22 protein-coding genes are annotated in these 26,358 nt (G+C 73.7%); 12 read left to right on the top strand and 10 right to left on the bottom strand.

What is annotated here, in order from left to right:
• Positions 1-20: 20 nt before the first annotated feature.
• Positions 21-1,757 carry a DUF5691 domain-containing protein gene (locus DEJ46_RS15170; protein WP_190622662.1) on the bottom strand — a complete coding sequence of 579 codons (1,737 nt, stop codon included), beginning with the start codon at positions 1,755-1,757 and terminating at the stop codon, positions 21-23.
• Between the two features lie 37 nt (positions 1,758-1,794).
• Positions 1,795-3,144 carry an SWIM zinc finger family protein gene (locus DEJ46_RS15165; RefSeq protein WP_190622661.1) on the bottom strand — a complete coding sequence of 450 codons (1,350 nt, stop codon included), beginning with the start codon at positions 3,142-3,144 and terminating at the stop codon, positions 1,795-1,797.
• 130 nt (positions 3,145-3,274) lie between these two features.
• On the opposite strand from DEJ46_RS15165, the gene DEJ46_RS15160 reads away from it, so the two are divergent.
• The 6 genes from DEJ46_RS15160 (at position 3,275) to sucD (ending at position 11,027) form a co-directional block, all read left to right on the top strand.
• A complete protein-coding gene (locus tag DEJ46_RS15160; RefSeq protein ID WP_150266889.1) occupies positions 3,275-3,688 on the top strand; it encodes a hypothetical protein in 414 nt (137 codons plus the stop codon).
• A gap of 165 nt (positions 3,689-3,853) precedes the next feature.
• Positions 3,854-4,942: an ATP-binding protein gene (locus tag DEJ46_RS15155; protein WP_150266887.1), complete on the top strand. Its 1,089-nt coding sequence runs from the start codon at positions 3,854-3,856 to the stop codon at positions 4,940-4,942.
• A complete protein-coding gene (locus DEJ46_RS15150) occupies positions 4,939-7,338 on the top strand; it encodes a DUF5682 family protein (protein ID WP_150266885.1) in 2,400 nt (799 codons plus the stop codon). Before DEJ46_RS15155 ends, DEJ46_RS15150 begins: the two co-directional genes overlap by 4 nt.
• Positions 7,335-8,546: a VWA domain-containing protein gene (locus DEJ46_RS15145; protein ID WP_150266883.1), complete on the top strand. Its 1,212-nt coding sequence runs from the start codon at positions 7,335-7,337 to the stop codon at positions 8,544-8,546. The genes DEJ46_RS15150 and DEJ46_RS15145 overlap by 4 nt, the downstream gene beginning before the upstream one ends.
• Before the next feature lie 398 nt (positions 8,547-8,944).
• Positions 8,945-10,123, top strand: a complete 1,179-nt coding sequence (sucC, locus tag DEJ46_RS15140) for an ADP-forming succinate--CoA ligase subunit beta (protein ID WP_150266881.1) — start codon at positions 8,945-8,947, stop codon at positions 10,121-10,123.
• Between the two features lie 19 nt (positions 10,124-10,142).
• Positions 10,143-11,027 carry a succinate--CoA ligase subunit alpha gene (gene sucD / locus DEJ46_RS15135; protein WP_055641765.1) on the top strand — a complete coding sequence of 295 codons (885 nt, stop codon included), beginning with the start codon at positions 10,143-10,145 and terminating at the stop codon, positions 11,025-11,027.
• Positions 11,028-11,119: 92 nt separating this feature from the next.
• Here the strand turns inward: sucD and DEJ46_RS15130 are convergent, their stop codons facing one another.
• On the bottom strand, positions 11,120-12,541 hold the full coding sequence (locus DEJ46_RS15130) for a helix-turn-helix domain-containing protein (RefSeq protein ID WP_150266879.1): 1,422 nt from the start codon (positions 12,539-12,541) through the stop codon (positions 11,120-11,122).
• A gap of 119 nt (positions 12,542-12,660) precedes the next feature.
• Here DEJ46_RS15130 and DEJ46_RS15125 point away from each other — a divergent pair, with 119 nt between their 5' ends.
• Positions 12,661-14,196 carry a DUF6350 family protein gene (locus DEJ46_RS15125; protein ID WP_150266877.1) on the top strand — a complete coding sequence of 512 codons (1,536 nt, stop codon included), beginning with the start codon at positions 12,661-12,663 and terminating at the stop codon, positions 14,194-14,196.
• A gap of 1 nt (position 14,197) precedes the next feature.
• Here DEJ46_RS15125 and DEJ46_RS15120 read toward each other — a convergent pair whose 3' ends face one another.
• Complete coding sequence (locus DEJ46_RS15120; RefSeq protein ID WP_150266875.1) at positions 14,198-14,950, bottom strand: hypothetical protein; 753 nt, start codon at positions 14,948-14,950, stop codon at positions 14,198-14,200.
• A 280-nt stretch (positions 14,951-15,230) separates the two neighbouring features.
• Between DEJ46_RS15120 and purN the strand changes: the two genes are divergently transcribed.
• Together purN and purH are read left to right on the top strand one after the other, a co-directional pair.
• Positions 15,231-15,845, top strand: a complete 615-nt coding sequence (gene purN, locus DEJ46_RS15115) for a phosphoribosylglycinamide formyltransferase (RefSeq protein ID WP_150266873.1) — start codon at positions 15,231-15,233, stop codon at positions 15,843-15,845.
• Entirely contained in the window at positions 15,842-17,407 is a 1,566-nt protein-coding gene (gene purH / locus DEJ46_RS15110; protein ID WP_150266871.1) for a bifunctional phosphoribosylaminoimidazolecarboxamide formyltransferase/IMP cyclohydrolase, read from the top strand. Before purN ends, purH begins: the two co-directional genes overlap by 4 nt.
• A 115-nt stretch (positions 17,408-17,522) precedes the next feature.
• Here purH and DEJ46_RS15105 read toward each other — a convergent pair whose 3' ends face one another.
• The 5 genes from DEJ46_RS15105 to DEJ46_RS15085 form a co-directional block, all read right to left on the bottom strand.
• The gene (locus DEJ46_RS15105; RefSeq protein WP_150266869.1) at positions 17,523-17,981 is read right to left on the bottom strand and encodes a hypothetical protein; all 459 of its coding nucleotides are present in this window, start codon (positions 17,979-17,981) and stop codon (positions 17,523-17,525) included.
• Positions 17,982-18,025: 44 nt separating this feature from the next.
• Entirely contained in the window at positions 18,026-18,925 is a 900-nt protein-coding gene (locus DEJ46_RS15100; RefSeq protein WP_150266868.1) for a hypothetical protein, read from the bottom strand.
• Between the two features lie 104 nt (positions 18,926-19,029).
• Positions 19,030-19,941 (bottom strand): peptidoglycan DD-metalloendopeptidase family protein, encoded by a 912-nt coding sequence (locus DEJ46_RS15095; RefSeq protein ID WP_150266866.1) that lies wholly within the window; start codon positions 19,939-19,941, stop codon positions 19,030-19,032.
• A gap of 21 nt (positions 19,942-19,962) precedes the next feature.
• On the bottom strand, positions 19,963-21,363 hold the full coding sequence (locus DEJ46_RS15090) for a protein kinase domain-containing protein (protein WP_223834637.1): 1,401 nt from the start codon (positions 21,361-21,363) through the stop codon (positions 19,963-19,965).
• Positions 21,360-22,169, bottom strand: coding sequence for an FHA domain-containing protein (locus DEJ46_RS15085; protein ID WP_150266864.1), 810 nt, complete (start codon positions 22,167-22,169; stop codon positions 21,360-21,362). The genes DEJ46_RS15090 and DEJ46_RS15085 overlap by 4 nt, the downstream gene beginning before the upstream one ends.
• Before the next feature lie 197 nt (positions 22,170-22,366).
• Between DEJ46_RS15085 and DEJ46_RS15080 the strand changes: the two genes are divergently transcribed.
• On the top strand, positions 22,367-23,800 hold the full coding sequence (locus tag DEJ46_RS15080; protein ID WP_411757753.1) for a DUF2079 domain-containing protein: 1,434 nt from the start codon (positions 22,367-22,369) through the stop codon (positions 23,798-23,800).
• 118 nt (positions 23,801-23,918) lie between these two features.
• Here the strand turns inward: DEJ46_RS15080 and DEJ46_RS15075 are convergent, their stop codons facing one another.
• Positions 23,919-24,509, bottom strand: coding sequence for a hypothetical protein (locus tag DEJ46_RS15075; RefSeq protein WP_150266861.1), 591 nt, complete (start codon positions 24,507-24,509; stop codon positions 23,919-23,921).
• A gap of 249 nt (positions 24,510-24,758) precedes the next feature.
• Here DEJ46_RS15075 and DEJ46_RS15070 point away from each other — a divergent pair, with 249 nt between their 5' ends.
• The gene (locus DEJ46_RS15070; RefSeq protein ID WP_150266859.1) at positions 24,759-25,619 is read left to right on the top strand and encodes a bifunctional methylenetetrahydrofolate dehydrogenase/methenyltetrahydrofolate cyclohydrolase; all 861 of its coding nucleotides are present in this window, start codon (positions 24,759-24,761) and stop codon (positions 25,617-25,619) included.
• Complete coding sequence (locus tag DEJ46_RS40900) at positions 25,520-26,128, top strand: DUF3017 domain-containing protein (protein WP_411757824.1); 609 nt, start codon at positions 25,520-25,522, stop codon at positions 26,126-26,128. Before DEJ46_RS15070 ends, DEJ46_RS40900 begins: the two co-directional genes overlap by 100 nt.
• Positions 26,129-26,358 lie beyond the last annotated feature (230 nt).

Genomic DNA, 26,358 nt, shown 5'->3' with positions numbered 1-26,358 from the left:
CTTCGACGTGTGCCGTCCCGTCAGGTGGCGGCCCCGGTGGGCTCGGGACCGCCGCTGAGCTCGGCGTGCATCGCGGCGCGCAGCCGGAGGGTGGAGACCAGGCGCTGGAAGGCCTCGGACCAGTAGCCGCCCGCGCCGGGCGCGGCGTCCTCCTCCTCGTCGGGCAGGGCCGTCAGGGAGTCCAGGTGGCGCGCCGCCTCCGGGGAGAGACAGCGCTCGGCGAGTCCCATCACCCCGCTGAAGCTCCAGGGATAACTGCCCGCGTCCCGGGCGATGTCGAGGGCGTCGATCACGGCGGCGCCCAGCGGCCCGGCCCAGGGCACGGCGCAGACACCGAGCAGTTGGAAGGCTTCCGACAGGCCGTGGGCGGCGACGAAGGCGGCGACCCAGTGGGCCCGCTCGTCCGCCGGGAGCGTCGCGAGGAGCTGGGCACGCTCGGCCAGCGACGAGGTCCCGGGGCCGGTGGCGGGCGGCACGGCGGGGGCGCCGAGCAGCGCGCGGGACCAGGACGCGTCCCGCTGCCGTACGGCCGCCCGGCACCAGGCGGCGTGCAGTTCGCCCTGCCAGTCGTCGGCGACCGGCAGGGCCACGATCTCCTCCGGGGTCCGTCCGCCGAACCGGGTGATCCAGCAGGCGAGGGGGGCGGCCTCGACGAGCTGGCCCAGCCACCAGGAACGCTCGCCCCGCCCCGCCGGCGGGGTCGCCACGACACCGTCGCGCTCCATCGCCGCGTCGCACTCGTGCGGCGCCTCGACGGAGATCGTGGGCGACTCCGCCGTCCGGTCGAGGCCGACGCAGGTGGCGGCCCGGCCGGCCATCCGGCCCGCGAACGCCGAGGCGGGCAGGGCGGCGAGCAGTTCGGCGGCGGTCGCGCGGACGTTGCGGCTGCGGTCGGCGAGGGCGGCCTCCAGGAACTCCTCGTCCGCGTCGGAGAGCCCGGTCCGCAGCGAGTCCAGGAACATCAGCCGGTCCTCCGCGCGCTCGGCGGTCCAGGTGGACGCCAGGAGGGCGCGACCGGCCGCCGCGTCCCCGGTCCGTACGGCGGCCAGCAGCGCGACCCGCTCGGCGAACAGGCCCTCGTCCCACAGGGCCCTGACGCCCTCGGAGTCCTCGGGGGACGGGAGACGGCCGGCCGCGCCCGCACCGCGCAGGGCGAACCGCCACTCGGGGTTGAGGGAGGCCAGCCACAGGCCGCGCGGCCCGGCGAGCCGGAGGGCGTGGGGGCGCAGGTCGGTGCGGGCCCTGGCCGCGTCGAGCAGGGCGGGCAGGGCGGCGGGCGGTGCCTTGTACCCGCGCTCGTTGGCGAGGGTCAGCCACTGGGGCAGCAGTTCGGCGAGGTCGGGAGCGGCCCCGCGCCTCCCGGCCGCGGGCGACGGCGCGGCCCGCCCGGCGAGGAGCTGGTCGAGCCGCCTCCGGGCCGCCTCGGGCAGCGGCCGGCGCGGGTCCTCCGGCGCGGGGTCGAGCGGGGGCGCGGCGGGCCCGGGGCGCAGCCCCGCCCTGCGCCGTACGGTGTGCAGCGCGGCGGCGTCGAGCAGCGTACCCGCGAGGTCCCCGCCCGCCGGGCCGGCGCCCGGCGTGCCCGCGCCGGTCGTGCCCGCGAGGGCCGTGGGCGGCCGTCGGTCCGTGCCGAGCAGTGCGGAGGTGACGAGCTCCTCCCAGAGGCGAGCGCTGTCGTCGGTGTCACCGCCACGGCCGCCGTCGCCGCCGCTGTCCGAGCTCGCGGTGTACGGGGCCGGGGGCGTCGCGCGCGTGTTCATCGAGGTCCTCCGTGCGGTCGGGGGAGGTGGCGGGCCGTCATATGAGGGGGACCGTCTCGGCCGGGGCCTCCGCCGACCAGGCGGCGAGCGGGGTGAAGCCCCGGTGGCCGCACTCGCCGAAGACGGTCAGGGGAGCGCCGCCGGAGAGAGCGACGAGACGCCAGAGCCCGGGCCGGTTCTGCGCGGCGGGCGTCAGTGGCAGGGCCTCGCGGCCGTCCGCGTCGGCGAGCTGCCAGCCGTACTCCGCGCGCGCCGGGACGACCTGGCGCAGCGTCACGGGCCAGGACTCCAGCCACGGGTCCTCGCTCAGCGCGCGCCCGTACGCGTCGAGGGCCTCGCCCACGGGCCCGCCGGGCGGCGGGGAGGCGGGGGCGTCGACCGGGACGAGGTGCTCGCCCGGCTCCGCGCGCAGCCGGCCGGCGCCCGTGTACGGCGTCAGCTCGCCGTCGAGCAGCGCGCCCACGGGAAGGGCGATGGCAGGGGCCCGGCCTGCCGCGCCGAAGGAGAGGAGGAACACCGTCCGTCCGGTCGCGGCCCCGTACAGCCAGACGCGCCGGGTGGTCAGCCGGGCGTCGGCCGTGTCGTACTGCGCGAGGACGAGCCAGTGGTCGCGCACCGGGACGCCGTCGGCCGGGACGGTGAGACCGACCCGGGTCCGCACGGTCGTGGCGAAGCCGGCGGGCAGCCGGTCGGCGGCGAGCCAGGCCCGGTCGAGGAGATGGGTGAGCGCGCACTCCTCCAGGAGGCGCACGGGCCAGCCGGGACCCGAGCCCGGTATCGCGCCCAGCTCCCGGACCCGGCCCGCGAGTCCCGGCGCCTGGGCGTCGACCATGCGGGCCGCGGTCTCCTCCCAGAGGCCGTACCCGCTCCGCTCCGCCGTGGCCAGGCCGCCGCGGAGCAGGTCGGCGAGCCGCTGCTCCAGCTCCTCCGCGCCCGCGGTGATCCGGGCCGCCCTGCGCTCGGCCCTGCGGCGCGCGGCCTCGGGATCGGCCACGGCCCCGGAGGAGCCCGTCCCGGCGGGCCGGGCCGTGCTCCCGGCACCCCTGTCCCGGCGCTTCGCGAGCCAGGGCGCCGCCCATTCCGGCGGGGTGCCGTCCGCGACCGCCGCCGGGTCGGACGCCTGGAGCAGCAGCAGTCCCAGCGCGTGCTTGCAGGGGAGCTTCCGGCTGGGGCAACCGCACTCGTACGCGGGCCCGGTGAGGTCGACGGCCGTCTCGTACGACCGGCCGCCGCTGCCCCCGCACCGGCCCCAGAGCGCCCCCTCGCCGCGCCCCGTGTCCGACCACGGTCCGGCCGTGCCCAGCTCGCTCCCCGCTCTGCGCGAGGCATCGTCAGGAGCCAGTGCCAGCACCTCTTCAGCCGTCCAGCGCACCCCCATGGCATTCATGTCGACGACCGTAGACGGCGCCACTGACAACGCCTCCGACCTCGGGAAAGAGGATTTGACTTTACTCTTCCTTTGCGATTCTCTGCGCGGGACCGAAGGCCAGCACCACCCGTCCAGGGGGACCCCTGTCATGAAGCGCACCGTCCGTACCGCCGTCTCGGCCCTCGCCGTCGCAGGGCTCGCCCTCGGGCTCGGCGCCTGCTCGGAGGCGGCCGAGAAGGCCGTCGACCAGGTCGACAAGTCCGTCACCGAGTCCTACGAGGTCACGTACGAGGTCAGCGGCAAGGGCGTCGAGTCCATCGAGTACCACGCCGGCGGCGGCACCGCGATGGCGCCGAAGGCCGAGTCTGCGAAGAAGCCGGCCCTGCCGTGGAAGAAGACCGTGAAGCTGAAGGGCATCATGCCGCCGGCCGTCATGCCGGTGGCGCTCGACCCGGCCGGCCTCACCTGCAAGGTCGTCTACCAGGGCAAGGTCATCAAGGAGGCCGAGGGCGAGCAGGCGATGGCGGGCGGCTGCGTCGCCGTCTCTCCCGCCGTGGGATGACCCCCGTCATGAGCCGACCCGCGTCGCGGACCGACCCGCGTCGCGGGCTGGCTCACCCTCAACTCTCCCCCCTCGCAGCGCCCCTGACCAGCGGTGGAAGCCGATTGTCAGTGCGATGGTGCACGGTGGATCGCACAACAGGTCGAGCGATCTGGAGGGGGATCCATGACCGTGCCCGAGGCCCTGAGGCCGCACGCCGAACACGCCTTCGCCGACGAACTCACCGCACTCGCCGCCGCCGACGACCGGCTGCGGCCCGCCCGCTGGCGCCTCTCGCCGTGGGCCGTCGCCACCTATCTCCTCGGCGGCACGCTCCCCGACGGGACGGTGATCACACCCAAGTACGTCGGACCGCGCCGCATCGTCGAGGTCGCCGTCACCACGCTCGCCACCGACCGGGCGCTCCTGCTGCTCGGCGTGCCCGGCACCGCGAAGACCTGGGTCTCCGAGCATCTGGCCGCCGCCGTCAGCGGTGACTCCACCCTGCTCGTCCAGGGCACCGCGGGCACGCCCGAGGAAGCCGTCCGGTACGGCTGGAACTACGCGCGGCTCCTCGCCCACGGCCCCAGCCGCGACGCACTCGTGCCGAGCCCGGTGATGCGGGCGATGGCGCGGGGCGCGACCGCCCGGGTCGAGGAGCTCACCCGCATCCCCGCCGACGTCCAGGACAGCCTCATCACGATCCTGTCCGAGAAGACCCTGCCCGTCCCGGAGCTCGGCGAGGAGGTGCAGGCCGTCCCCGGCTTCAACCTCATCGCCACGGCCAACGACCGCGACCGGGGCGTCAACGAACTCTCGAGCGCGCTGCGGCGCCGCTTCAACACCGTCGTCCTGCCGCTGCCCGCGACGCCCGACGCCGAGGTCGAGATCGTCGCCCGGCGCGTCGAGCAGCTCGGCCGCTCCCTCGAATTGCCCGCCGTGCCGGCCGGGGCGGCCGAGATCCGGCGCGTCGTCACCGTCTTCCGTGAGCTGCGGGACGGAGTCACCACCGACGGACGGACGAAGGTCAAGTCGCCCTCGGGGACGCTCTCCACGGCCGAGGCCATCTCCGTCGTCACGGGCGGCCTCGCGCTCGCCGCCCACTTCGGGGACGGCGTCCTGCGCCCCGGGGACATCGCCGCCGGCATCCTCGGCGCCGTCGTCCGCGACCCGGCGGCCGACCGGATCGTCTGGCAGGAGTACCTGGAGACCGTGGTCAGGGAGAGAGACGACTGGAAGGACTTCTACCGCGCCTGCCGCGAGGTGAGCGCATGACGGCCGCCACCACGGCCCCGGCGCCCGACGCCCCCGGCTCCGGCCGGAGCGCGAGCGCGGTCCGGTCCGGGGCCGGCGGGCGGCGCGGGCGGCCCCTGCTCCTCGGGGTCCGGCACCACGGGCCCGGCTCGGCCCGCGCCGTGCGGGCCGCGCTGGAGGCGGAGAAGCCCGCCGTCGTCCTCGTCGAGGGACCCGCCGAGGCGGACGCCCTCGTCGCCCTGGCCGGGGACGAGTCCATGCGGCCTCCCGTGGCCCTGCTGGCCCACGCCGTGGACGACCCCGGACGGGCGGCGTTCTGGCCGATGGCGGAGTTCTCGCCCGAGTGGGTCGCGATCCGCTGGGCCCTCGACCGGGGCGCCGCCGTCCGCTTCGTCGACCTGCCCGCCGCCCACACCCTCGCCGCCGCCGACCCCACCTGGTCCGACGGCGACGGCGAGGGCGACGGCGGCGGGGACGCGTACGGCGGCAGGGACATCGAAGGGAGCCGGGACGGCGACGGCCTGGCTCCGCGGATCGACCCGCTCGCCGAGCTCGCCAGGACCGCCGGGCACGAGGACGCCGAGCAGTGGTGGGAGGACGCCGTCGAGCTGCGCGGCGAGGAGGACCCCACCGCTCCGTTCGAGGCCCTCGCCGAGGCCATGGGCGCCCTGCGCGAGGCGTACGGACACGGCGGCCACCCCCGCGACCTCGTCCGCGAGGCGTACATGAGGCTCCAGCTGCGCGCCGCCCGCAAGGAGTTCGGCGACGAGGTCGCCGTCGTCTGCGGTGCCTGGCACGTCCCCGCCCTCACCTGGAAGACCACCGTCGCCGCCGACCGCGCCCTGCTCAAGGGCCTGCCCAAGGTGAAGACCGAGCTCACCTGGGTCCCCTGGACCCACCGCAGGCTCGCTCGGCGCTCCGGCTACGGCGCGGGCATCGAGGCACCCGGCTGGTACGGACACCTCTTCACCGCCCCCGACCGGCCCGTCGAGCGCTGGATGGCCAAGGTCGCCGGACTCCTCAGGGCGGAGGACCACCACGTCTCCACCGCCCACGTCATCGAGGCCGTCCGGCTCGCCGAGACCCTCGCAGCCCTGCGCGGCCGGCCGCTCCCCGGGCTCGACGAGACGACCGACGCCGTCCGTGCCGTCCTGTGCGAGGGCTCCGACGTGCCGCTCGACCTCGTCCGCGACCGGCTCGTCGTCGGCGACGTCCTCGGCGAGGTGCCGGCCGGCGCGCCCGCCGTCCCCCTCCAGCGGGACCTGAGCCGCCTCCAGCGCTCGCTGCGCCTCAAGCCCGAGGCGCAGCAGCGCGAGCTCGACCTCGACCTCCGCAAGGACATGGACGGCGCCCGCAGCCGACTCCTGCACCGGCTGCGGCTGCTCGGCGTCGACTGGGGCACCCCGGCCCCGGGCCGGGCAGGCACCGGCACCTTCCGGGAGACCTGGCGGCTGGGCTGGGAGCCCGAGCTGCACGTCCAGGTGGCCGAGGCCGGGGTCTGGGGCACCACCGTCGAGGCCGCCGCCAACGCCAAGGCCGAGTCCCGGGCATCGGCCACAACCGCCCTGGCCGACATCACCGCCCTCGCCGAGCAGTGCCTCCTCGCCGGGCTCGCCGACGCGCTGCCCGTCGTGATGCGGGCCCTCGCCGACCGGGCCGCGCTCGACACCGACGTCACCCACCTCGCCCAGGCCCTCCCCGCCCTGGCCCGCTCCCTGCGCTACGGCGACGTCCGCGGCACCGACACGGCAGCCCTCGCCGAGGTCGCCGCCGGGCTCGCCGAGCGGATCTGCGTCGGCCTCCCGCCCGCCTGCACCGGACTCGACGCCGACGCGGCCACCGCCATGCGCGAGCGGATCGACGAAGTCCACCAGGCGCTCGGCCTGCTGCCGGACGCCGCGCGCCCGGCCGACCGCTGGACGGGCGTCCTGCACCGCCTCGCCGCCCGCGACCGGGTGCCCGGCGTCCTGCGCGGCCGGGCCACCCGGCTCCTCCTCGACGAGGGCCGGATCGCCGAGGAGGAGGCCGCGCCGCTCATGAGCCGCGCCCTCTCGCCGGGCGCCCCGCCGCAGGACGCCGCCGCCTGGATCGAGGGCTTCGCCGGCGGAGCCTCAGGCGGCGGACTGCTCCTCGTCCACGACGAGCGACTGCTCGGCCTGGTCGACACCTGGCTCACGTCCGTACCGGCGGCGGCCTTCAACGACATCCTGCCGCTGCTGCGCCGCACCTTCTCCGGATACGAGCCCGGTGTCCGCCGCACCCTCGGCGAGCTCGTCGCGCGCGGACCGAAGGCCGAGGGAGCGGGACACACGGCGCCCGGCGGCGTACCCGGCTTCGCCGCCGGCCTCGACCGGGCACGGGCGGACGGCGTCCTCCCCCTCCTCCACCTCATCCTCGGAACGGAGGCCACCGCATGAGTACGAGCACAGGCGCGAGCACAGGTACGAGCGCGGGCGCGAGCACCGGCGGCTCGGCGGACCCGGGCGACGAGCGGCTGCGCCGCTGGCGGCTGGTCCTCGGCGGCGCGGACGCCGAGGGCACCGGCCGCGCGCTCACCGGGACCGACGCCGCCATGGACCGCGCCCTCGCCGAGCTCTACGGCCGCGAGCCCCGGCGGGCCGACGCCAGGGGCAGGGACCGCGCGGGCGGGCTCGGAGCCTCCGCGCCCTCCGTCGCCCGCTGGCTCGGCGACATCCGCACGTACTTCCCCAGCTCCGTCGTCCAGGTCATGCAGCGCGACGCGATCGACCGCCTCGGCCTCGCCACCCTCCTCCTGGAGCCCGAGATGCTGGAGGCCGTCGAGGCCGACGTCCACCTCGTCGGCACCCTCCTCTCCCTCGACAAGGCCATGCCGGAGACCACCAGGGAGACCGCGCGGGCCGTCGTGCGGAAGGTCGTCGACGAGCTGGAGCAGCGCCTCGCCACCCGCACGCGCGCCACGCTCACAGGCGCCCTCGACCGCTCGGCCCGGATCAGCCGCCCCCGGCACCGGGACATCGACTGGGACCGCACGATCCGCGCCAACCTCAAGAACTACCTGCCCGAGCAGCGCACGGTCGTCCCGGAGCGGCTCATCGGCCACGGACGGGCGTCCCGGGCGGTACGGAAGGAGGTCGTGCTCTGCATCGACCAGTCCGGCTCCATGGCCGCCTCCGTCGTCTACGCCTCCGTCTTCGGCGCGGTGCTGGCCTCCATGCGGTCGATCGCCACCCGGCTCGTCGTCTTCGACACGGCCGTCGTCGACCTGACCGACCGGCTCGACGACCCGGTCGACGTCCTCTTCGGTACGCGGCTGGGCGGCGGCACCGACATCAACCGCGCCCTCGCCCACTGCCAGGCGAGGATCGGCCGCCCCGCCGACACCGTGGTCGTCCTCGTCAGCGACCTGTACGAGGGGGGCATCCGCGACGAGATGCTGAAGCGGGTCGCGGCGATGAAGGCCTCCGGCGTCCAGTTCGTGGCCCTGCTCGCCCTCTCCGACGAGGGCGCCCCCGCCTACGACCGCGACCACGCGGCGGCGCTCGCCGCGCTCGGGGTCCCGGCCTTCGCCTGCACCCCCGACCTGTTCCCGGAGATCATGGCCGCCGCCCTGGAGAAGCGCCCGCTGCCGATACCGGCCACCTGAGCGGGGGTACGGAATCCGCAGCCCCGGGACCACCCGCACGGGTGCTCCGGGGGTCACTGAGGCTCATATCACACCGCCCTCCGAAGGCCCCTCACCCCAGGACCCGGCGCGTCGTGAGGAGCCCGGAGCCCAGTCCCCGCCTGCCGTGAAGGGGCCGGAGGCCCACTGCGCAACCCCTACGGACCGCCCCGTGGCCCCTACATTCTGTGACCCGTATCACCGCTCTGTTGTGATCTGCGATTTAGGGACCCACGTCCCTCGGGGATAACCTGCGAGACGGACATGCCGCGTCCACGGTCACCGTGTACGCCTCCCTTGTGACAGCGCAGTCACGTTGCCCTTCGCGGCACGCCCACGCAGACAACGAACCGCGATCATCAGAAAAGGGACGGACGCGCGTGGACCTGTTCGAGTACCAGGCGAGGGACCTCTTCGCCAAGCACGGTGTACCGGTGCTGGCCGGTGAAGTCATCGACACGCCTGAGGCGGCGCGCGAGGCCACCGAGCGTCTTGGCGGCAAGTCGGTCGTCAAGGCGCAGGTGAAGGTCGGTGGCCGCGGCAAGGCCGGCGGCGTCAAGCTGGCCGCCACCCCGGACGAGGCCGTCGCCCGCGCGACGGACATCCTCGGGATGGACATCAAGGGCCACACGGTCCACAAGGTGATGATTGCCGAGCTGTCCCCGGAGATCGAGGCCGAGTACTACGTCTCGTACCTCCTCGACCGCACCAACCGCACCTTCCTGGCCATGGCCTCGGTGCAGGGCGGCATGGACATCGAGGAGGTCGCGGAGAAGACCCCCGAGGCCCTCGCGAAGGTCCCCGTCAACGCCAACGACGGCGTGAGCATCGAGAAGGCCCGCGAGATCGTGGCCCTGGCGAAGTTCCCGGCCGACGTGGCCGAGGGTGTCGCCGAGGCCCTGGTGACCCTGTGGAAGACCTTCGTCGCCGAGGACGCCCTCCTCGTCGAGGTCAACCCGCTGGTGAAGACCAAGGACGGCCGCATCCTGGCCCTCGACGGCAAGGTGTCTCTCGACGAGAACGCCGACTTCCGTCAGCCCGAGCACGAGGCGCTCGAGGACAAGGCCGCAGCCAACCCGCTCGAGGCTGCTGCCAAGGCCAAGGGCCTCAACTACGTCAAGCTCGACGGCGAGGTCGGCATCATCGGCAACGGCGCCGGCCTGGTCATGTCGACCCTGGACGTCGTCGCGTACGCCGGTGAGAACCACGGCGGCGTGAAGCCGGCCAACTTCCTCGACATCGGTGGCGGCGCCTCCGCCGAGGTCATGGCGAACGGCCTGGAGATCATCCTGGGCGACGCGGACGTCAAGTCCGTGTTCGTCAACGTCTTCGGTGGCATCACCGCCTGTGACGAGGTCGCCAACGGCATCGTCCAGGCGCTGGAGCTTCTCGCCTCCCGTGGCGACGAGGTCACCAAGCCGCTGGTCGTGCGCCTCGACGGCAACAACGCGGAGCTGGGTCGCAAGATCCTGTCGGACGCGAACCACCCGCTCGTGCAGCGCGTGGACACCATGGACGGCGCGGCCGACAAGGCCGCCGAGCTCGCGGCTGCGAAGTAAGGGACGAGGTCAGAACACCATGGCTATCTTCCTGACCAAGGACAGCAAGGTCATCGTCCAGGGCATGACCGGTGCCACGGGCATGAAGCACACCAAGCTCATGCTGGGTGACGGCACCAACATCGTCGGCGGCGTGAACCCGCGCAAGGCCGGCACGTCCGTCGACTTCGACGGCACCGAGGTCCCGGTCTTCGGCTCCGTCGCCGAGGCGATGAAGGAGACCGGCGCCAACGTCTCGGTCCTCTTCGTGCCGCCGGCCTTCGCGAAGGCCGCCGTCGTCGAGGCGATCGACGCCGAGATCCCCCTCGCCGTCGTCATCACCGAGGGCATCGCCGTCCACGACTCCGCCGCCTTCTGGGCGTACGCGCAGTCGAAGGGCAACAAGACCCGCATCATCGGCCCGAACTGCCCCGGTCTCATCACCCCGGGCCAGTCCAACGCCGGCATCATCCCGGGCGACATCACGAAGCCGGGCCGCATCGGCCTGGTCTCGAAGTCCGGCACGCTGACGTACCAGATGATGTACGAGCTCCGTGACATCGGCTTCTCGTCCGCCGTCGGCATCGGTGGCGACCCGGTCATCGGCACCACGCACATCGACGCCCTGGCGGCCTTCGAGGCCGACCCGGACACCGACCTGATCGTCATGATCGGCGAGATCGGCGGCGACGCCGAGGAGCGTGCGGCCGACTTCATCAAGGCCAACGTCACCAAGCCGGTCGTCGGCTACGTCGCGGGCTTCACCGCGCCCGAGGGCAAGACCATGGGCCACGCCGGCGCCATCGTCTCCGGCTCCTCCGGCACCGCCCAGGCGAAGAAGGAGGCCCTTGAGGCCGCGGGCGTCAAGGTCGGCAAGACGCCGACCGAGACGGCCAAGCTGGCGCGCGCGATCCTCGCGGGCTGACACCAGCGGTAGCTGTACGAGAGGGCCCCGCCCCCGCCCGGTCACCCGGGCGAGGGCGGGGCCCTCTCGCGTCCGCACGTGTACGGCGGCTGCTACTCCGCCGTCGGGATCAGACGCTCGGGGCCCGGGTTCGGCTCGGAGCGCAGCTTGTCGCGGAGCTCCAGGTCCTCCGGGCTGAGCTTCTGCGGGCCGCCGCGCACCGGCACCCCGTTGACGGTCTCGCCGGGGGCGTTGACCGGGACGTAGCGGGTCGGCGCGGTCGCGGCCGTGAAGCCGGTGACGCCGATGAGGACCGCCGTCACCCCGAGCACCGCCCGCGTCCAGGTACGACTCCGCCTCTCGCTCCCCGTCCGGACGGTGCGGGCCGCCGGGAGGGTCGCCGTCGGAGCCTCCGCGACCAGCAGGCTCAGCCGCCGCTGCAAGGTCTCCGGCTCGGCGAGCTCGGGGATCCGCTTCCCGAGGACCGTACGGGCGTGCAGCAGCCGGTTGGCGGCGGCGGGGGTGCTCGCTTCCGTCTCGGCGGCCGTCTCCGGCAGGTCCAGGCCGAGCCCGTCGTAGAGCAGGACCGTACGGCGGTACGGCGGCGGCAGTTCGAGGAGCGCGCCGAGCAGCGCCCGCCGGCTCGCCTCGGTCGGCGGGGAGTCGGGGTGCTTGTGGGCGCGCCGGAACCGGTGCCAGGGGGAGAGGGCGTACTCGTACGCGGCCGCCCGCACCCAGCCCACCGGGTCCGGGTCGACGGCGACCTCGGGCCAGTGCTCCCAGGCGTGGTGGAAGGCGTACTCGACGGACTCGCGGGAGAGCCGGCGGCGGCCCGTGAGCAGATAGGTCTGGTGGACGAGGCCGGGCGCGGCGTACGCGTACAGCGCGTCGAAGGCCTCCTCGGGGGTGAGGCCCGGAACGGCCGGCGGCCGCGCGGGCTCCTGCACCGCCTCATGCCCCCCGTCCGCCGCCTCGGCGGCAGCGGGTTTCAGGCGCTCCGGAGGCTTCGGGGCGCCTTTGCGGGCGGGCCCGGAGGTGATGGCCGGGGCGGACGAGGAGGCCTTCGGCGGCTTGACGGCCCGCTTGGCGGCGGCCTTGGGCCGGACGTTGGCGGGCGCGGAGGTGAAGGCGGGGGAGGAGAGAGGGGCCGTCTGGGGGACGGGTGCGGTCTGGGTCGCCGGCTTCGTGGGCAAGGGCTCGGCGGGTACGAGCCCCGTGGGCACGGGCTCGGCGGGTACGAGCCCCGCAGGTGCAGGTTCCGCGGGTACGGGCTCCGCTGGTACGGGCTCCGCGGGTGTTTCGGCCCTCTGTGCTTCCGCGCTCTCGGCCGCGCAGAGCAGCTTCGCGTACGCCTCGCGCTTGCGGCCCCGTGGCGCCGAGCGCCCGGTCTCCCAGGCCTTGACGGTGGCCTTCGTGACGCCCATGGCCTCGGCGACCTGCTCCTCGCTCAGGGCGAGGGCCTCACGCAGCCTGCGCCGCTCCTTCGGTGTCGGCAGGGTGACGGAGGATGCGGAATCGGTGGTGCTCCGGCTCATCGGCGTCGACCTCCCGCAGAGCTGCTATGGGCGGAAAAGTACATAAACGTATCTTGAGCGACACAGCGGAGGTTTGCCTGTTACGCGGCTAAAGCGCGTGTCGTTGGCAGCATGGCCCCGTGACCCATCTGACCGAGTACCCCCTGGTCCAGGGCGGCCGTTCCGCCGCCCTGGCCACCGCCTGCGTCCGTGGCGGCGTCGCCGCCGGGCTCGGTCTCGGAGCCCTCGCCGTCCTGGTGACCGCCGCCTGGATCAGCTCCCCGTTCCCCGACAGCGGCCCCGGCGGCGCCCTGCACGTCGCCGCCGGGCTCTGGCTCCTCGCCCACGGCGTGGACCTGGTCCGTACGGACACGCTGTCCGGGCTGCCCGCGCCCCTCGGCGTCGTGCCGATGCTCCTCGCCGTCCTGCCCGTCTGGCTCGTCCACCGGGCGGCCCGCGACACCCTCGACCCGGGCGACGACAGCGACCGGCCCCGCCCCTCCCCGAGCGGCGCGGTGGCCGCGGTGGCCGGGGGATATCTGCTGGTCGGGGCGGTCGTGGTGGTCTACAGCGAGAGCGGACCGCTGCCCGCCGAGCTGATCAGCGCCGGATTCTGGCTGCCCGCCGTCGTCTTCGGGGCGGCGGGGGCGGGCGTCTGGACGGCGCTCGGCCGCCCACTGCCCGGACAGCGGCAGGCGGCGGCCGCCCTGCGCGCGGCGGGGCTCGGGCTCGTGACGCTGTGCGGCGGCGGCGCGGTGCTCGCCGCGGTCTCGCTGGCCTGGCACGCGCGCGACGCGCAGGCCTCCCTCATGGGACTCGCGGGGGAGTGGTCGGGGCGGGCGGCGGTCGTGCTCCTCGTCCTGGCGCTGCTGCCGAACGCTGCCGTGTGGGGAGCGGCGTACGGGCTCGGTCCCGGTTTCACCCTCGGTACGGGCGCGCTCGCGACCCCGCTGGGGCTCGCCGGTGACCCGGCCGTGCCGCCCTTCCCGCTGCTGGCCGCGCTGCCCGCCGAGGGGCGCGGCACGTGGACGCACTGGGCGGCCGCGGCGGTCCCGCTGGCGGCGACCCTGGTGCAAGGCTGGTGCGTGGGCCGCACTGCCCGGGGCTGGCCGGCCCGTGACGCGGCCCTGACGGCTCTGGCGGCCGCCTGGGGATGCGGGGCGGTCGTGGCGGTCCTCGCCGCCGCCGCCGGCGGCCCCCTCGGCTCCGGGCGGCTGTCCGCGTTCGGCCCGGTGTGGTGGCAGGCGGGAGCGGCGACGGTGCTGTGGGGCGCCTGCGTCGGGGTGCCGATGGCCTTGGCCGTACGGGCGTGGGGGCGGCGGGCGCTCCGGCCCAAGCCGCTGCCCGTACCGGCACCCGCGAAGTCCGAAGCGGCCGCATCCGCGACGACCCCGGCGGCCGCGTCCGCAGGGCCGGAGGCGGGGGCCGGGGCCGGGGAGCCCTTCGACCTGGAGGCGCAGCCGGCGGCCGCCCCGGACGCCGTTCCCGGCGCGGCTCCCGGCGCCGGTCCGCCGACGAAATCCACCGGGAAGCCCGACCCCGGCACTCCGGCCGCCACCACGAAGGCCGCCGCCCCGGCCCTGGACCTCGACCTGGACGACGACCCGGGCTACGAACCGTACGACTACCTCCCGGCGGCGTGGGAGTCCTCCCCGCCGCCGGACCACGAGGGCTGAGCTACTCCCGCACCCCGAAGCCCGCGCGCAGCGGCTTCGGCAGGAGGTCGTTGCAGGCGAGCTGGCCGGCGTGGGTCAGGGCGTCGTCACGGCACTCGTAGAAGTCCTGGTAGGCGATCTGCATCGTGAAGCCGACCGCGACGATCATCAGCGCCACGCTCGACGCCACCAGACCGCTGATCGCGGCCGTCCGCATCGAGCGGACCGGCACGGCCGCGGGCGCGGGCGCGACCGCGGGGGCCTCCGAGGGCGGGGCCGGTGAGACGGCCGAGGCCGCCGAGGCATCGGACGGCGCGGCCTCATGCGGCTTCGACCGCAGGGAGCTGATGCCCCAGTAGAGCCCGAGGGCCCCGAGCAGCAGCGCCAGCTCGGGGATATCGAAGATGGCGAAGAAGAAGGCCCACATGCCCGCGAGGATCGCGTAGCGCGCCCGCCGCTGCGCCGGGTCCGTCGGGTCCCAGCGCATCCCCTTCTCGCGCCCGGACCCGCCCTGGCCGCCCTCCGGGCCGCCCCGGCGGTCGGGGCCCCGGCCGAACCCGTCGGTCGAACGGCCCGGCTGCCGCGGGCTCCAGCGCCCGTCGGACGCCCCGGACGACCCGTCCGGCTCCGGTCCCGAACCGTCCGGCGACCCCGAGGAGCCGGACGCGTCGTCGCCCGAGCCCTCCGGCCGCCGGGGCTGCCACGGCTGATCCGGCCGGCCCTCGGGCGGCGGCGCGAACGGGTTGTTGTCGTTCGTGGACTGGCGTTCCGGCATGTGCTGGACGTCTTCCCTCTGTCGTCGCGACCGCGGCCGCACCCGCGGTCTCCGCTGCTGTCTCTTCTGCGTGCCTTGTTCCGGCGTGCGCACCGGGGTCTCTTCCGGTCTCTCCTCCGGCTCGGACCCTGACGCTACCGCCCTGCTCCGCCCCCGTCCCGTGGGGGCCGTCCGGTGTGCCGGTATCGTTGCTGACGGTCGAGCCATTCGTAGGGTTCCCCGTATCGAGCGACACGATTCGTTCGTACGACCGCACAAACACCACGGAAAGAGTGACCCAGTGGCTGCCGCCCGCCTCGTCGTCCTGGTCTCCGGTTCCGGTACCAATCTGCAGGCCCTCCTCGACGCCATCGCCGCCGACCCCGAGGGGTACGGGGCGGAGATCGTCGCCGTCGGCGCGGACCGCGACGGAATCGCCGGTCTGGAACGCGCCGAGAGCGCCGGGCTGCCCACCTATGTCTGCCGCGTCAAGGACCACGCGACCCGCGAGGAGTGGGACCGCGCCCTGACCGAGGCGACCGCCGCCCACGAGCCGGACCTCGTCGTCTCGGCCGGGTTCATGAAGATCGTCGGCAAGGAGTTCCTCGCCCGCTTCGGTGGCCGGGTCGTCAACACCCACCCGGCGCTTCTCCCCAGTTTTCCCGGTGCCCACGGGGTGCGTGACGCCCTCGCCTACGGCGCGAAGGTCACCGGGTGCACCGTCCACTTCGTCGACGACGGTGTCGACACCGGCCCGATCATCGCCCAGGGCGTGGTCGAGGTCCGGGACGAGGACGATGAAAGCGCGCTCCATGAGCGCATCAAGGAAGTCGAGCGCTCGCTGCTCGTCGAGGTCGTGGGGCGTCTGGCCCGGCACGGCTACCGCATTGAGGGACGAAAGGTAACAATCCCGTGACCGCCGAAGGTACGACGCGCCCCATCCGCCGCGCACTCGTCAGCGTCTACGACAAGACCGGCCTGGAGAAGCTGGCCCGCGGCCTGCACGAGGCGGGTGTCGCCCTCGTCTCCACCGGCTCCACCGCTGCGAAGATCGCCGCCGCCGGCATCCCGGTCACCAAGGTCGAGGAGCTGACCGGCTTCCCCGAGTGCCTGGACGGCCGCGTCAAGACGCTGCACCCGCGCGTGCACGCCGGCATCCTCGCCGACCTGCGCCTGGAGGACCACCGCAACCAGCTCGCCGAGCTGGGTGTCGAGCCCTTCGACCTGGTCGTCGTGAACCTGTACCCGTTCAAGGAGACCGTCGCCTCCGGCGCCACCCCCGACGAGTGCGTCGAGCAGATCGACATCGGCGGCCCGTCGATGGTCCGCGCCGCCGCCAAGAACCACCCGTCGGTGCTGGTCGTCACCGACCCGGGCGCGTACGACGCGGTCCTCCTCGCGGTCAAGGAGACCGGGGGCACCACGCTGGGCCTGCGCAAGCTGTTCGCCGCCCGGGCCTTCCAGCACACCGCCGCGTACGACGTGGCCGTCGCCTCCTGGTTCGCCGACGACTACGCGGCCTCCGACGACAGCGGCTTCCCCGACTTCCTGGGCGCCACGTACGAGCGCAAGAACGTCCTGCGCTACGGGGAGAACCCGCACCAGGGCGCCGCGCTCTACGTCGACGGCACGGGCGGCCTCGCCGAGGCCGAGCAGCTGCACGGCAAGGAGATGTCGTACAACAACTTCACGGACACCGACGCCGCGCGCCGGGCCGCGTACGACCACACCGAGCCCTGCGTCGCGATCATCAAGCACGCCAACCCGTGCGGCATCGCGATCGGCGCCGACGTCGCCGAGGCCCACCGCAAGGCGCACGCCTGCGACCCGCTCTCCGCCTTCGGCGGCGTCATCGCCGTCAACCGCCCCGTGTCGGTCGCGATGGCCGAGCAGGTCGCCGAGATCTTCACCGAGGTCATCGTGGCCCCCGGCTACGAGGACGGCGCCGTCGAGGTCCTGGCCAAGAAGAAGAACATCCGCGTGCTCCGCGCCGAGGGCGCCCCGGCCAACCCGGTCGAGGTCAAGCCGATCGACGGCGGCGCGCTGCTCCAGGTCACCGACCGCCTCCAGGCCGGGGGCGACGACCCGGCGAACTGGACCCTGGCGACCGGCGAGGCGCTGTCCGCCGAGGAGCTCGCCGAGCTGTCCTTCGCCTGGAAGGCCTGCCGCGCGGTCAAGTCCAACGCGATCCTGCTCTCCAAGGACGGCGCCTCGGTCGGCGTCGGCATGGGCCAGGTCAACCGCGTCGACTCCGCGAAGCTGGCCGTCGAGCGCGCGGGCGAGGAGCGGGCGCGAGGCGCGTACGCCGCCTCGGACGCCTTCTTCCCCTTCCCCGACGGCCTGGAGATCCTCACGGCCGCCGGCGTGAAGGCGGTCGTGCAGCCCGGCGGCTCGATGCGTGACGAGCTGGTCGTCGAGGCGGCGAAGAAGGCGGGCGTGACGATGTACTTCACCGGCACGCGCCACTTCTTCCACTGATCGGTGACGCACTGATCGGTGACGCACTGACGCACTGACGCACTGACGCACTGACGGGCGGGCGGCCCGCCGGTACCCGACGGGTACCGGCGGGCCGCCCGCCGTTGTGCGTGAGTCAGTCGAGGTAGTGGTTGCAGCTGGACACCCAGTTGTGCGAGCTGATGCTGTTGGCGGCCGGACCGCCGTCGCTGAGCCTGTTGTCCCGCAGGTCACTCGCGTAGAACTCGCTCGGGTGCAGGCAGCCGTAGCCGTTGGGCGTGTTGTAGGCCGTGTAGTCGTAGAACCGGACGATGTGGTACGAACTGCCCGTCCCCTTGTTCATGACGGACTCGGCGTTGTTGGTGTCGCTGCCCTGGAAGGACCCGCTGGAGTCGCCCCAGTCGGCGTCGTTGTCCACGTCCCCGCCGAGCAGGCCGGAACAGCCGGGCAGGTTCCACGCGTACATGTATCCGGACCGGGCGGTGTTGTTGTAGAAGTTGTCGCACGCGGTCGACGCCTGTGCCGGGGAACCGATCAGTACGGAACCGGCCGCAAGGCCCAGCACCGCGGCGGCGCTTCCGATGAGACGCTTCATGGTTTCTCCTCCTCCGTCCGCCCGCGGCCTCGCGCCGCGGGAGCTCATGTGAGGGAGCGGGCGCGGGTCAGCGCCTCGTGCTCCAGTCGTGCGTACGTGTCGAGCTCGTCGCCGTACTCGCCGCGCAGCCCGTCCACGTACCGGCGCTCCAGGGCCCGCCCCGTACGGGCGAAGCCGGAGGACCCGGCGCACTCGGCCTCCGCCGTCGCGAGGCGCACCTCCGTGGCGAAGGCCCTGTCGTCGTCGCGGTTCGCGGGGAGCGCGGTCCTGGCTTCCACCGGGGTCGCGTACGGATGGCCGGCCTCGCGCATGCAGTCCGCCCAGGCAGCCTGGGCGGCGGTGAACTCCGGGTCGCGACTCAGCTCCGACACGTACAGCCGGGTCAGGTTGGTCGCGGTCTTGCTCGCGCGGAACCAGGTCGCGGGGTCGCCGTACAGCTGCTTCTGGGCGGTCTCCTCGCACCCGCCGAGCCGGCGGCCGATCGTTCCACCGCCGGGCACCCGCACCGAGAGCGTCCGGGCTCCGGCGCCGCCGTCCAGAGCCGTGCGGTAGGCCCCGCGACGCTCGGGTGACAGCCCGTCGACGTACCGCTGGTTCGGGTCCGTCCTCCGCGCGGCCAGGACCTTCGCGGCGATCCGGCTGCCGTAGCCGTTCCGCCGGGCCCAGGCCGTGTCCGACAGCAGATAGCCGACGGTGAAGCTCTCGTCCGGGGTGGGGCGCGGTCCCGCCCGGTACGAGAAGCCCTCGGCCCGCATGCACCGCTCGACCAGGACCTGCTCCGCGTGGCGGAGTGACGCGCGGTCGGTGTCCGTGACGTCGGGACGGGTGACGTCGGGACGGGGGCTGTCGGGGTTGGCGGTGGCGGCGGGCCGGTCCGCGCAGCCGGTCGCTGTGGACAGGAGCACCAGGGCGGCGGCGCAGGCGCGAACGAACGTGGACGTCATGGTTCCGAGCCCCCCGAGATGACCGGGCCGCACCGGTCGGGCGGCCCGGTCACACCTTCGCGGCGCGGCCCGGGGCGGGGTACCTCTGAACTCCTAGGGAAGCGCTACGCGCACTCGCCGCCCCAGGTCACGGACTTGATCGTCCGGCCGCCGGCGGCGAAGTCGCCCCGGCCGTCCGCCCAGCCGTGGTGGAGGCAGGACGTGCCGCCCTCCGTGAAGGAGACGTACGCGTGGTCGGCGCCGGCCTGCGGGTGGCCGTTGTTGAAGAAGGACTTGCGCAGGCCGCAGGTGCTCGCCGGCACGTTCCTGTCGGTCTTGCAGACCGTGCCCCTGCCGCCCGTCTCGGAGAAGAAGCAGACGGAGCCGTTGGGGCAGTTCCACGGCTGGTACGGGGTGGTCTGCGGCTGCGCGCAGTTGCCGCTCGTCACGCTCGCCCACGTGCGCTCGGCCCCGCTGTACTCGATCCCGCCGAAGTGGACGGGCCTGCGATGGGTCTCGTCCGTGAACGTGCCGGAGGCCAGGTAGCGCTGCTCGTAGTGGAGGTGGGCCCAGTCGTTGGCCCCGCCGGACTTGCCGACGCGGCCGATCTGGGTGGCGCCGGTGACCTGGCTGCCGACCTGCACGTACGCGGTCGGCGCCTCCTGGAGGTGGTAGTACGCCGTGAACCAGCCGTTGCCGTGGCTGATCTGGAGGGTGTTGCCGGAGCCGTTGTTCCAGTAGGCGGCCGAGACCGTCCCCGGGGCGGAGGCGTAGACGGGCAGGCCGTCGGAGCCCGGGTTGCCCTCCTTGACGATGTCGAGCGCCGGGTTGTGGCCCCAGGTGTCGAGCCGCCACTTCGTGCCGCAGGCGAACGGCAGCTGGAAGGCGGGCTTGCCGGCGGGCGGGGCGGCGGCCGGGGCCGAGGCGGTGACCGTACCGGCCTCGGCGGCGCCTGCCGTGGCGGCGCCCAGCCCGAGGGTGAGGACCAGGGCCGTCAGGAACGCCAGGAGTGCGAAGCGCAGTCGTGCGTAGGACACGTGTGTGTTCCCTTCTCGCGATCAGGTGGCTCCACTCTCCGGAAGATCGAAGGTTCCCCCGTACTCGGACATCAGAGGGTCCATTTCCTCGCACTTCTTGGCCCAGACGTGTGAGGCGACCGGCCGGGCCAGGGCCAGGTCGCGGCGCGCGCCCTGCGGCACGCAGCCCAGACCGTCCTTCAGGCCCTTCGAGGCGAAGTAGGTGACGTGGACGAAGCCATTCGCGTCGGCCGCGCCGTTGTTGAACACCGAGTGCGGTCCCTCCTTCCGCGCCCACTCACAGACCGTGTCGCCGTCGAACCACTCGGGATCGTCGTTCTCCCAGTCGCACATCTCGCCCCTGCCGCCCTTCTCGGAGAAGAAGCAGACGTAACCCGGCGCGCACCGCTCGTACCCCGCGGCGGTGTTCCGCCCCGCCTGCCGTTCGACGAGGGCGTTCAGGCCGAGGCCCGCCGCCGTCAGCCCCGCCAGGGAGGCGGCGATGAGCGGTACGAGCCGTCGTCCGCGGCGCCGGCGGCGCGGCATCCGGCCGGCCGCCGCCTCCCGGACCCGGCGCAGGACGGTCGTGGCGTCGTGGGCGGCCCGTTCCTCGTGGGTGCGGCTCAGGCAGTCGGCGACGATCTCACGCCACACGTCGGGGAGTCCGGGGGAGAGGCGGAGCTCCTCCTCGCCGCGCGCGTAGCGGAGGGCGGCGTCGCGGCGGGCGGCCGGTGTGCCGCCGGGGAGCGGGGAGCCGCCGGTCAGGACGGTGTGGGCCAGGACGCCGAAGGCCCAGACGTCGGCGCTGGGACGGATCCGTGTGCCCCGGTCGCCGGTCTCCGACCAGAGCAGCTCGGGCGGTGTGTAGTCGGGTGTGGCGAAGCCGGCGGCGTAGGCGTGGGTGCCCTCCAGCTCGCTCGCCGTGCTGAAGTCGCCGAGCCGGACGCTGCCGTCCTTCATCAGCAGGACGTTCCCCGGCTTGAGGTCGCCGTGCACCCAGCCCGCGGTGTGCAGCTGGTGCAGGCCCTCGCAGATCTGGACGAGCAGCGCGGGACCGGCCGACGGCGGCGCGGCGCCCGAGAGGAGGGACTGGAGCGGGCGCTCCGCCTCCTCCAGTACGAGGACGGTGGCGCCGTCCAGCTCCGGGTGCGCCGGGTCGTCGACCGTGAGGGTCTCGTACAGCCGGATCAGGCGCGGCGAGCGCAGCCGCCTCAGCAGGTGGACCTCGCGGTCGGCGAGGTCGCGGAGGTGGCGCAGCTGACGTGGGGTGTGGGTGCCGGTCGGCAGGAACTTGAGCGCGGCCCGGGCGGGGAGATCGCCCCCGCCACCGCCGGTGCGGCGTGCCGAGTACACGCTGCCGAACGCGCCCGCGCCCAGTGGCCGCTCGACGGTCCAGCCGCCGACCTCGTACCCGGTCGGCACGGTCAGCGGGAAGGTGTTCACCGCGCCTCCGTCGAAGGAGCCGGGGCCGGCAGGCCCGTCAGCGTCACCAGGTCGTCCTCGTGGACGAGGTCGAAGCGGAGCGCGAGCGAGACCAGGGTCTCCTTCTTGCCGTTGAGGCGCGGCCCCGCCTCGGCCGTGTCGGGGCCGGGTTTGAGGCGTAACTTCACAGCGAGGTAGTCGATGTTCCACTGCACCGAGGCCCGGTTCACCGCGGGCCACAGGGGTCGCAGCCGCTCCACGATCCGGTCGACCGTCGGCAGCGGCGCGTGCGGGGCGCCGCGCAGTCGCGACTCGCAGAGCGCGGCGAGGACGAGGAAGTACCGCTTGGAGCGGTCGAGGGGGAAGGCGAGCGCGGTCGGCTCACCGTCCTCGGCGGAGGCGGAGTACGCGTGCTCCACGTAGTCGTGGCGGGGCGCCCAGACGCTGAAGTCGAGCAGGTCGCCGCCCGCGGGCAGGACGACCCGGGAGAACTCGAACGGCACGGGGGCGTCGAGCCGCCCCGGCGCGATCTTGATGTGCTCCCCGGCGCCCTCCGGGTTCTCGACGACGTACGTCGAGGCCGCGCTGAAGTTGCTGAGCGTCCAGTAGCTCGCCGTCGCACCGATCTCCCCGGCCGTCCGGGACACCCCGGGGTGGGGGATGTCCAGATGGCGCGGCGCGCCGGCCGCATGCGGGGCGCCGGCCGCATGCGGGGCGCCGGCCGTCCGTGGGGCGGCGCGGCCGAAGTGGAGCCTCTCGCCGGGCGCCAGCCTGACCTGGCTCCCGGAGGCCGCGGCGGGTGCGGGCACCACGATGATGCTGTACATGACGCTTCCTTTCCCCGAGGTCTGCGTGCGCGGTCAGGGTAGGAAGCGGCGATAAACGAATGCAGAACGTCACCTACCGGTTACGGAGAAGGGGGCGCGGCTCACGGACGTCCGGCCGGGCGGCGAGCGATCCTCCGAACGGGTGGACTCTGGTCTAATGGGTTGCTCTTTTGTCGGCCGCCGGTGTGGGGGACGTGGTGTTGGACGTACTGAACAGGCCCGCTGCGGATACCACCGACGCGGACGCGTCGGACGGCCTTTCCCCGGCTCCGCTGCGGCCTTATGTGATCCTCGCGGCCGTCCTCTGCGGCCTGTACTTCCTCTACTCCTGGGTGCAGTACACGCATTTCCGCACCCCCTCCTGGGACCTCGGGATCTTCGGGCAGTCCGTCAGGGCGTACGCCGAGTTCCGGGCCCCCGTGGTCGACATCAAGGGCCCCGGCTTCCACATACTCGGCGACCACTTCAGCCCGGTCACCGCACTGCTCGCGCCCCTGTACTGGATCTGGTCCTCGCCCGCCTCCCTGCTCCTCGGGCAGGCCGCGCTCTTCGCCGCGTCCGCCGTCGTCGTCGGCCGCACCACCCAGCAGGTCCTCGGCAGCCGCGCCGCCGGCATCGGTCTCACGATCGCGTACGGGCTCTCCTGGGGACTCCAGGAGGCCGTCAAGTCCGACTTCCACGAGATCGCCTTCGCGGTCCCGATGCTCGCGCTGACCTGCCGGGCCCTGATCCTCGGGCGCTGGACGGCGGCCGTCGCCTGGTCCGCCCCGCTCGTCCTCGTCAAGGAGGACATGGGGCTGACCGTCACGATGGTCGGCGTGGTCCTCTTCGTGAAGGGGCAGAAGCGGCTGGGCGCGGCCCTGGCCGGGTTCGGCGCGGCGGCTTTCGCCCTCACGGTCCTCGTCCTGATCCCGGCGGCGAGCCGGGTCGGCGAGTACGACTACTGGTCCAAGATCGAGAAGACCGGCGAGGGCGCGGAGACGTCCTTCGGGCAGGTCATCAGGGACGCCCTCGTCTCCGGCGAACGCTGGGAGATGGTCTTCTTCCTGCTCGCGATCGTCGGCTTCCTCGCCCTGCGCTCCCCGCTGATCCTGCTCGTCCTGCCGACCCTGGGCTGGCGCTTCCTCTCCCAGGACGCCAACCACTGGGGCATGCACTGGCACTACAGCGCCATCCTCATGCCGGTGGTCTTCCTGGCCCTCGTGGACGCGGCCCGGTCCGTGCGCACCTCGCCGCGCGCCTGGCTCGCGGCGTACGCGAAGGTCGTCGTCCCCGTCGCGACGGCGGTCGCGCTCGTACTCGCCATGAACCTGCCGCTGCGGGAGCTGCTGAAGTCGGAGACGTACCGCACGGACACCCGGGCCGAGCAGGCGCGGGCGGCGGTGGACGCGGTGCCGGAGGGCGCGAGCGTGGAGGCGGACGTCTCGCTCCTGGCCCACCTCACGGCGGACCACCGGGTCTACTGGGTCGGCACCTCGAAGGGCGCGACCCCGGACTACCTCGCCTTCGACCTGCGCGGCTGGTCGCAGCAGATCTCGGACCCGGCGCAGCTGGCTTCGCAACTGCATCCGGAGGCGCGGTACGAGATCACGCACCGCTCGGACGGCTTCGCGGTGCTCAAGCGGGTGTGACCTGCCGGGTGACCCGCCGGGTGGCCTGCTGGGCGACCTGCCGGGTGGCCTGCCGGGGAACGGCGAAGGGGCCGGGTTCCGTACCTCCGTACGGAACCCGGCCCCTTCGGCGTGCTGCTTAGTACTGCGGCTGCTTGTTGCGGTTGAACCAGGCGGCGCCGTCCGACTTGCCGACGAAGACCGCGACCAGGATCGCCAGCACGGTGTGCGCGAGGCCGACGATGATGAACGGGTAGATGCCGAGGATCGCGGTGATGATGCCGAAGACCAGCGCCGTGATGCGGATGCCGTTGCCGCCGCTGCCGAACTTGGCACCGAGGACGATCGCGAGGACGCCCCAGGCCAGGACGACGGCGGTGATGCCCCAGATCGCGCCCGTCGACATGTCGGCGAGCTGCTGGAACTGGACGTCGTCCTTCAGTGCCGGGTCGCTCTGCGCGGCGGAGATGGTCATCGCGGTGAGCGCGAAGAGGACCACGCCGATCATCTGCAGACCGCCGATGACGAAGAGCATCACGCGGGCGGCCTTGACGGAGCCCGGCATCTCGGTCATCGCGGCCGGGTAACCGCCGCCGTACGCAGGGGCCGCCGGGTAGCCGTAACCCTGCTGCGGCGGCACGCCCTGCGGGGCCTGCTGCGGGTAGCCGTAGCCGGGCTGCTGCTGGCCCTGGGGCTGGCCGTAGGGGTTGTTCGAGTCGCCGAAGCTCATCGGGGGGTTCCTCCGTGAAGATCTCTGTGCGGGGACGACGCGGCCCGCGCGGAGGACTTTCACGGCATTTGAGCGGATTTCCCCCCGGCACTTTCCGCGGTACTTCGCGGTCATCGTCGTCGCACGGTCGACTTCTTGTCCAGTCGATACCCCACGGAGTTGTGCAAGTGCAATCTGTTGCCCCGCCTGACGAGCCGTCCGGTGGGAGCGAATTGGAACAAGGCGGGGGTCATCCGGGAGGATGTCTTCATGAGCGCCCAGATTCTCGATGGCAAGGCCACCGCAGCCGCGATCAAGACCGAACTGACCGCCCGTGTGGCGGCCCTCAAGGACCAGGGCGTCACGCCCGGCCTGGGCACCGTCCTCGTCGGCGACGACCCGGCCAGCCAGAAGTACGTGGCGGGCAAGCACCGCGACTGCGCACAGGTCGGCATCGCCTCCATCCAGCGTCACCTTCCGGCCACCGCCACGCAGGAGGAGATCGAGGCGGTCGTACGGGAGCTCAACGAGGACCCGGCCTGCACCGGCTACATCGTCCAGCTCCCGCTGCCGAAGGGCATCGACGAGAACCGCATCCTGGAGCTGATGGACCCGGCCAAGGACGCGGACGGCCTGCACCCGACCAACCTCGGCCGTCTCGTGCTCAACGAGCCCGCCCCGCTGCCCTGCACGCCGAACGGCGTCATCACGCTGCTTCGCGCGCACGGCGTGGAGATCAACGGCGCGGAGGTCGTGGTCGTCGGCCGCGGTGTCACCATCGGCCGCCCGATGCCGCTCATCCTGACCCGCCGCTCCGAGAACGCGACCGTGACGCAGTGCCACACCGGCACCCGGGACCTGTCGGCGCACCTGCGCAACGCCGACATCATCGTGGCCGCCGCCGGCGTCCCGCACCTGATCAAGCCGGAGGACGTCAAGCCGGGCGCGGCCGTCCTCGACGTCGGCGTCTCGCGCAACGGCGAGGGCAAGATCCTCGGCGACGTGGACCCCGGTGTCGCCGAGGTCGCCGGCTGGATCTCCCCGAACCCGGGCGGCGTCGGCCCGATGACCCGCGCGCAGCTCCTCGTGAACGTCGTCGAGGCCGCCGAGCGCGCGGCCGCGGCGCTCTGAGCGTGACCGCCGAGGGCGCGGCCTCCGGCAGCGGGACCTCCGGCGAGGAGGCCGTCGGGCGGGAGGCCGCCGTGGGTGGCGAGGTGGCCAAGGCCAAGGCCGAGGCGGCCAAGAAGGCCCGCCGGCGTCGGTTCGGCCTCACGACCGACACCGCGCGGCCCGAGGGCGGCGGCCGGGCGGCGCCCGGCGACGCCTCGGCGCCCGCGCGCCAGTGGCCCCTGCTCAGCGTCCTCGTCCTCGCCGGCATCGGCCTCGTCGTGGTCGGCGTGGAGCCGTTCCCGCAGTCCTTCCGGGTGGGCACGATGCTGGTCGGGGCGGCCCTGCTGCTCGGCGCCGTGATGCGCCGGGTGGTGCCGTCCGTGGGCATGCTCGCCGTCCGGTCCCGCTTCACGGACATGATCACGTACGGGGTCATGGGCAGCCTGATCGTGCTGCTCGCGCTCATGGTGCAGCCGGGTCCCTGGCTGCGGATCCCGTTCCTGGAGGACGTCCTCCATCTCACGCTGTGACGCAGGAGCGGTGACGCGACGGCTGCGACCGCGATCGCGTACGGCGCCCGCCCTCTCCCCCGTGGGAGGGCGGGCGCCGCTGTGATCAAGGGTCATGTACGCGCCAATGAGGTTCAAGTTCCAGCCGCTCGCTGTGTCACGGAAGTGACCATTCCGCTACCTCGCCTCCGCATCCGGGGCGCGGATCGTCCCTGGAGCTGCCATCCTTCGAGGACGCAGGGGAGGTCGCG

This window comes from Streptomyces venezuelae (assembly GCF_008642375.1).
Lineage (GTDB): Bacteria > Actinomycetota > Actinomycetes > Streptomycetales > Streptomycetaceae > Streptomyces > Streptomyces venezuelae_G.
Note: the sequence above shows the minus strand (reverse complement) of the source record. Positions and strands in the feature narration are given on the sequence as shown.

What these genes read in the sequence shown, in the direction of transcription:
- DEJ46_RS15170 (WP_190622662.1), bottom strand. Translation starts at nt 1,757, where the DNA reads ATGAACACGCGCGCGACGCCCCCGGCCCCGTACACCGCGAGCTCGGAC.
- DEJ46_RS15165 (WP_190622661.1), bottom strand. Translation starts at nt 3,144, where the DNA reads ATGAATGCCATGGGGGTGCGCTGGACGGCTGAAGAGGTGCTGGCACTG.
- DEJ46_RS15160 (WP_150266889.1), top strand. Translation starts at nt 3,275, where the DNA reads ATGAAGCGCACCGTCCGTACCGCCGTCTCGGCCCTCGCCGTCGCAGGG.
- DEJ46_RS15155 (WP_150266887.1), top strand. Translation starts at nt 3,854, where the DNA reads ATGACCGTGCCCGAGGCCCTGAGGCCGCACGCCGAACACGCCTTCGCC.
- DEJ46_RS15150 (WP_150266885.1), top strand. Translation starts at nt 4,939, where the DNA reads ATGACGGCCGCCACCACGGCCCCGGCGCCCGACGCCCCCGGCTCCGGC.
- DEJ46_RS15145 (WP_150266883.1), top strand. Translation starts at nt 7,335, where the DNA reads ATGAGTACGAGCACAGGCGCGAGCACAGGTACGAGCGCGGGCGCGAGC.
- sucD (WP_055641765.1), top strand. Translation starts at nt 10,143, where the DNA reads ATGGCTATCTTCCTGACCAAGGACAGCAAGGTCATCGTCCAGGGCATG.
- DEJ46_RS15130 (WP_150266879.1), bottom strand. Translation starts at nt 12,541, where the DNA reads ATGAGCCGGAGCACCACCGATTCCGCATCCTCCGTCACCCTGCCGACA.
- DEJ46_RS15120 (WP_150266875.1), bottom strand. Translation starts at nt 14,950, where the DNA reads ATGCCGGAACGCCAGTCCACGAACGACAACAACCCGTTCGCGCCGCCG.
- DEJ46_RS15105 (WP_150266869.1), bottom strand. Translation starts at nt 17,981, where the DNA reads ATGAAGCGTCTCATCGGAAGCGCCGCCGCGGTGCTGGGCCTTGCGGCC.
- DEJ46_RS15100 (WP_150266868.1), bottom strand. Translation starts at nt 18,925, where the DNA reads ATGACGTCCACGTTCGTTCGCGCCTGCGCCGCCGCCCTGGTGCTCCTG.
- DEJ46_RS15085 (WP_150266864.1), bottom strand. Translation starts at nt 22,169, where the DNA reads ATGTACAGCATCATCGTGGTGCCCGCACCCGCCGCGGCCTCCGGGAGC.
- DEJ46_RS15075 (WP_150266861.1), bottom strand. Translation starts at nt 24,509, where the DNA reads ATGAGCTTCGGCGACTCGAACAACCCCTACGGCCAGCCCCAGGGCCAG.
- DEJ46_RS15070 (WP_150266859.1), top strand. Translation starts at nt 24,759, where the DNA reads ATGAGCGCCCAGATTCTCGATGGCAAGGCCACCGCAGCCGCGATCAAG.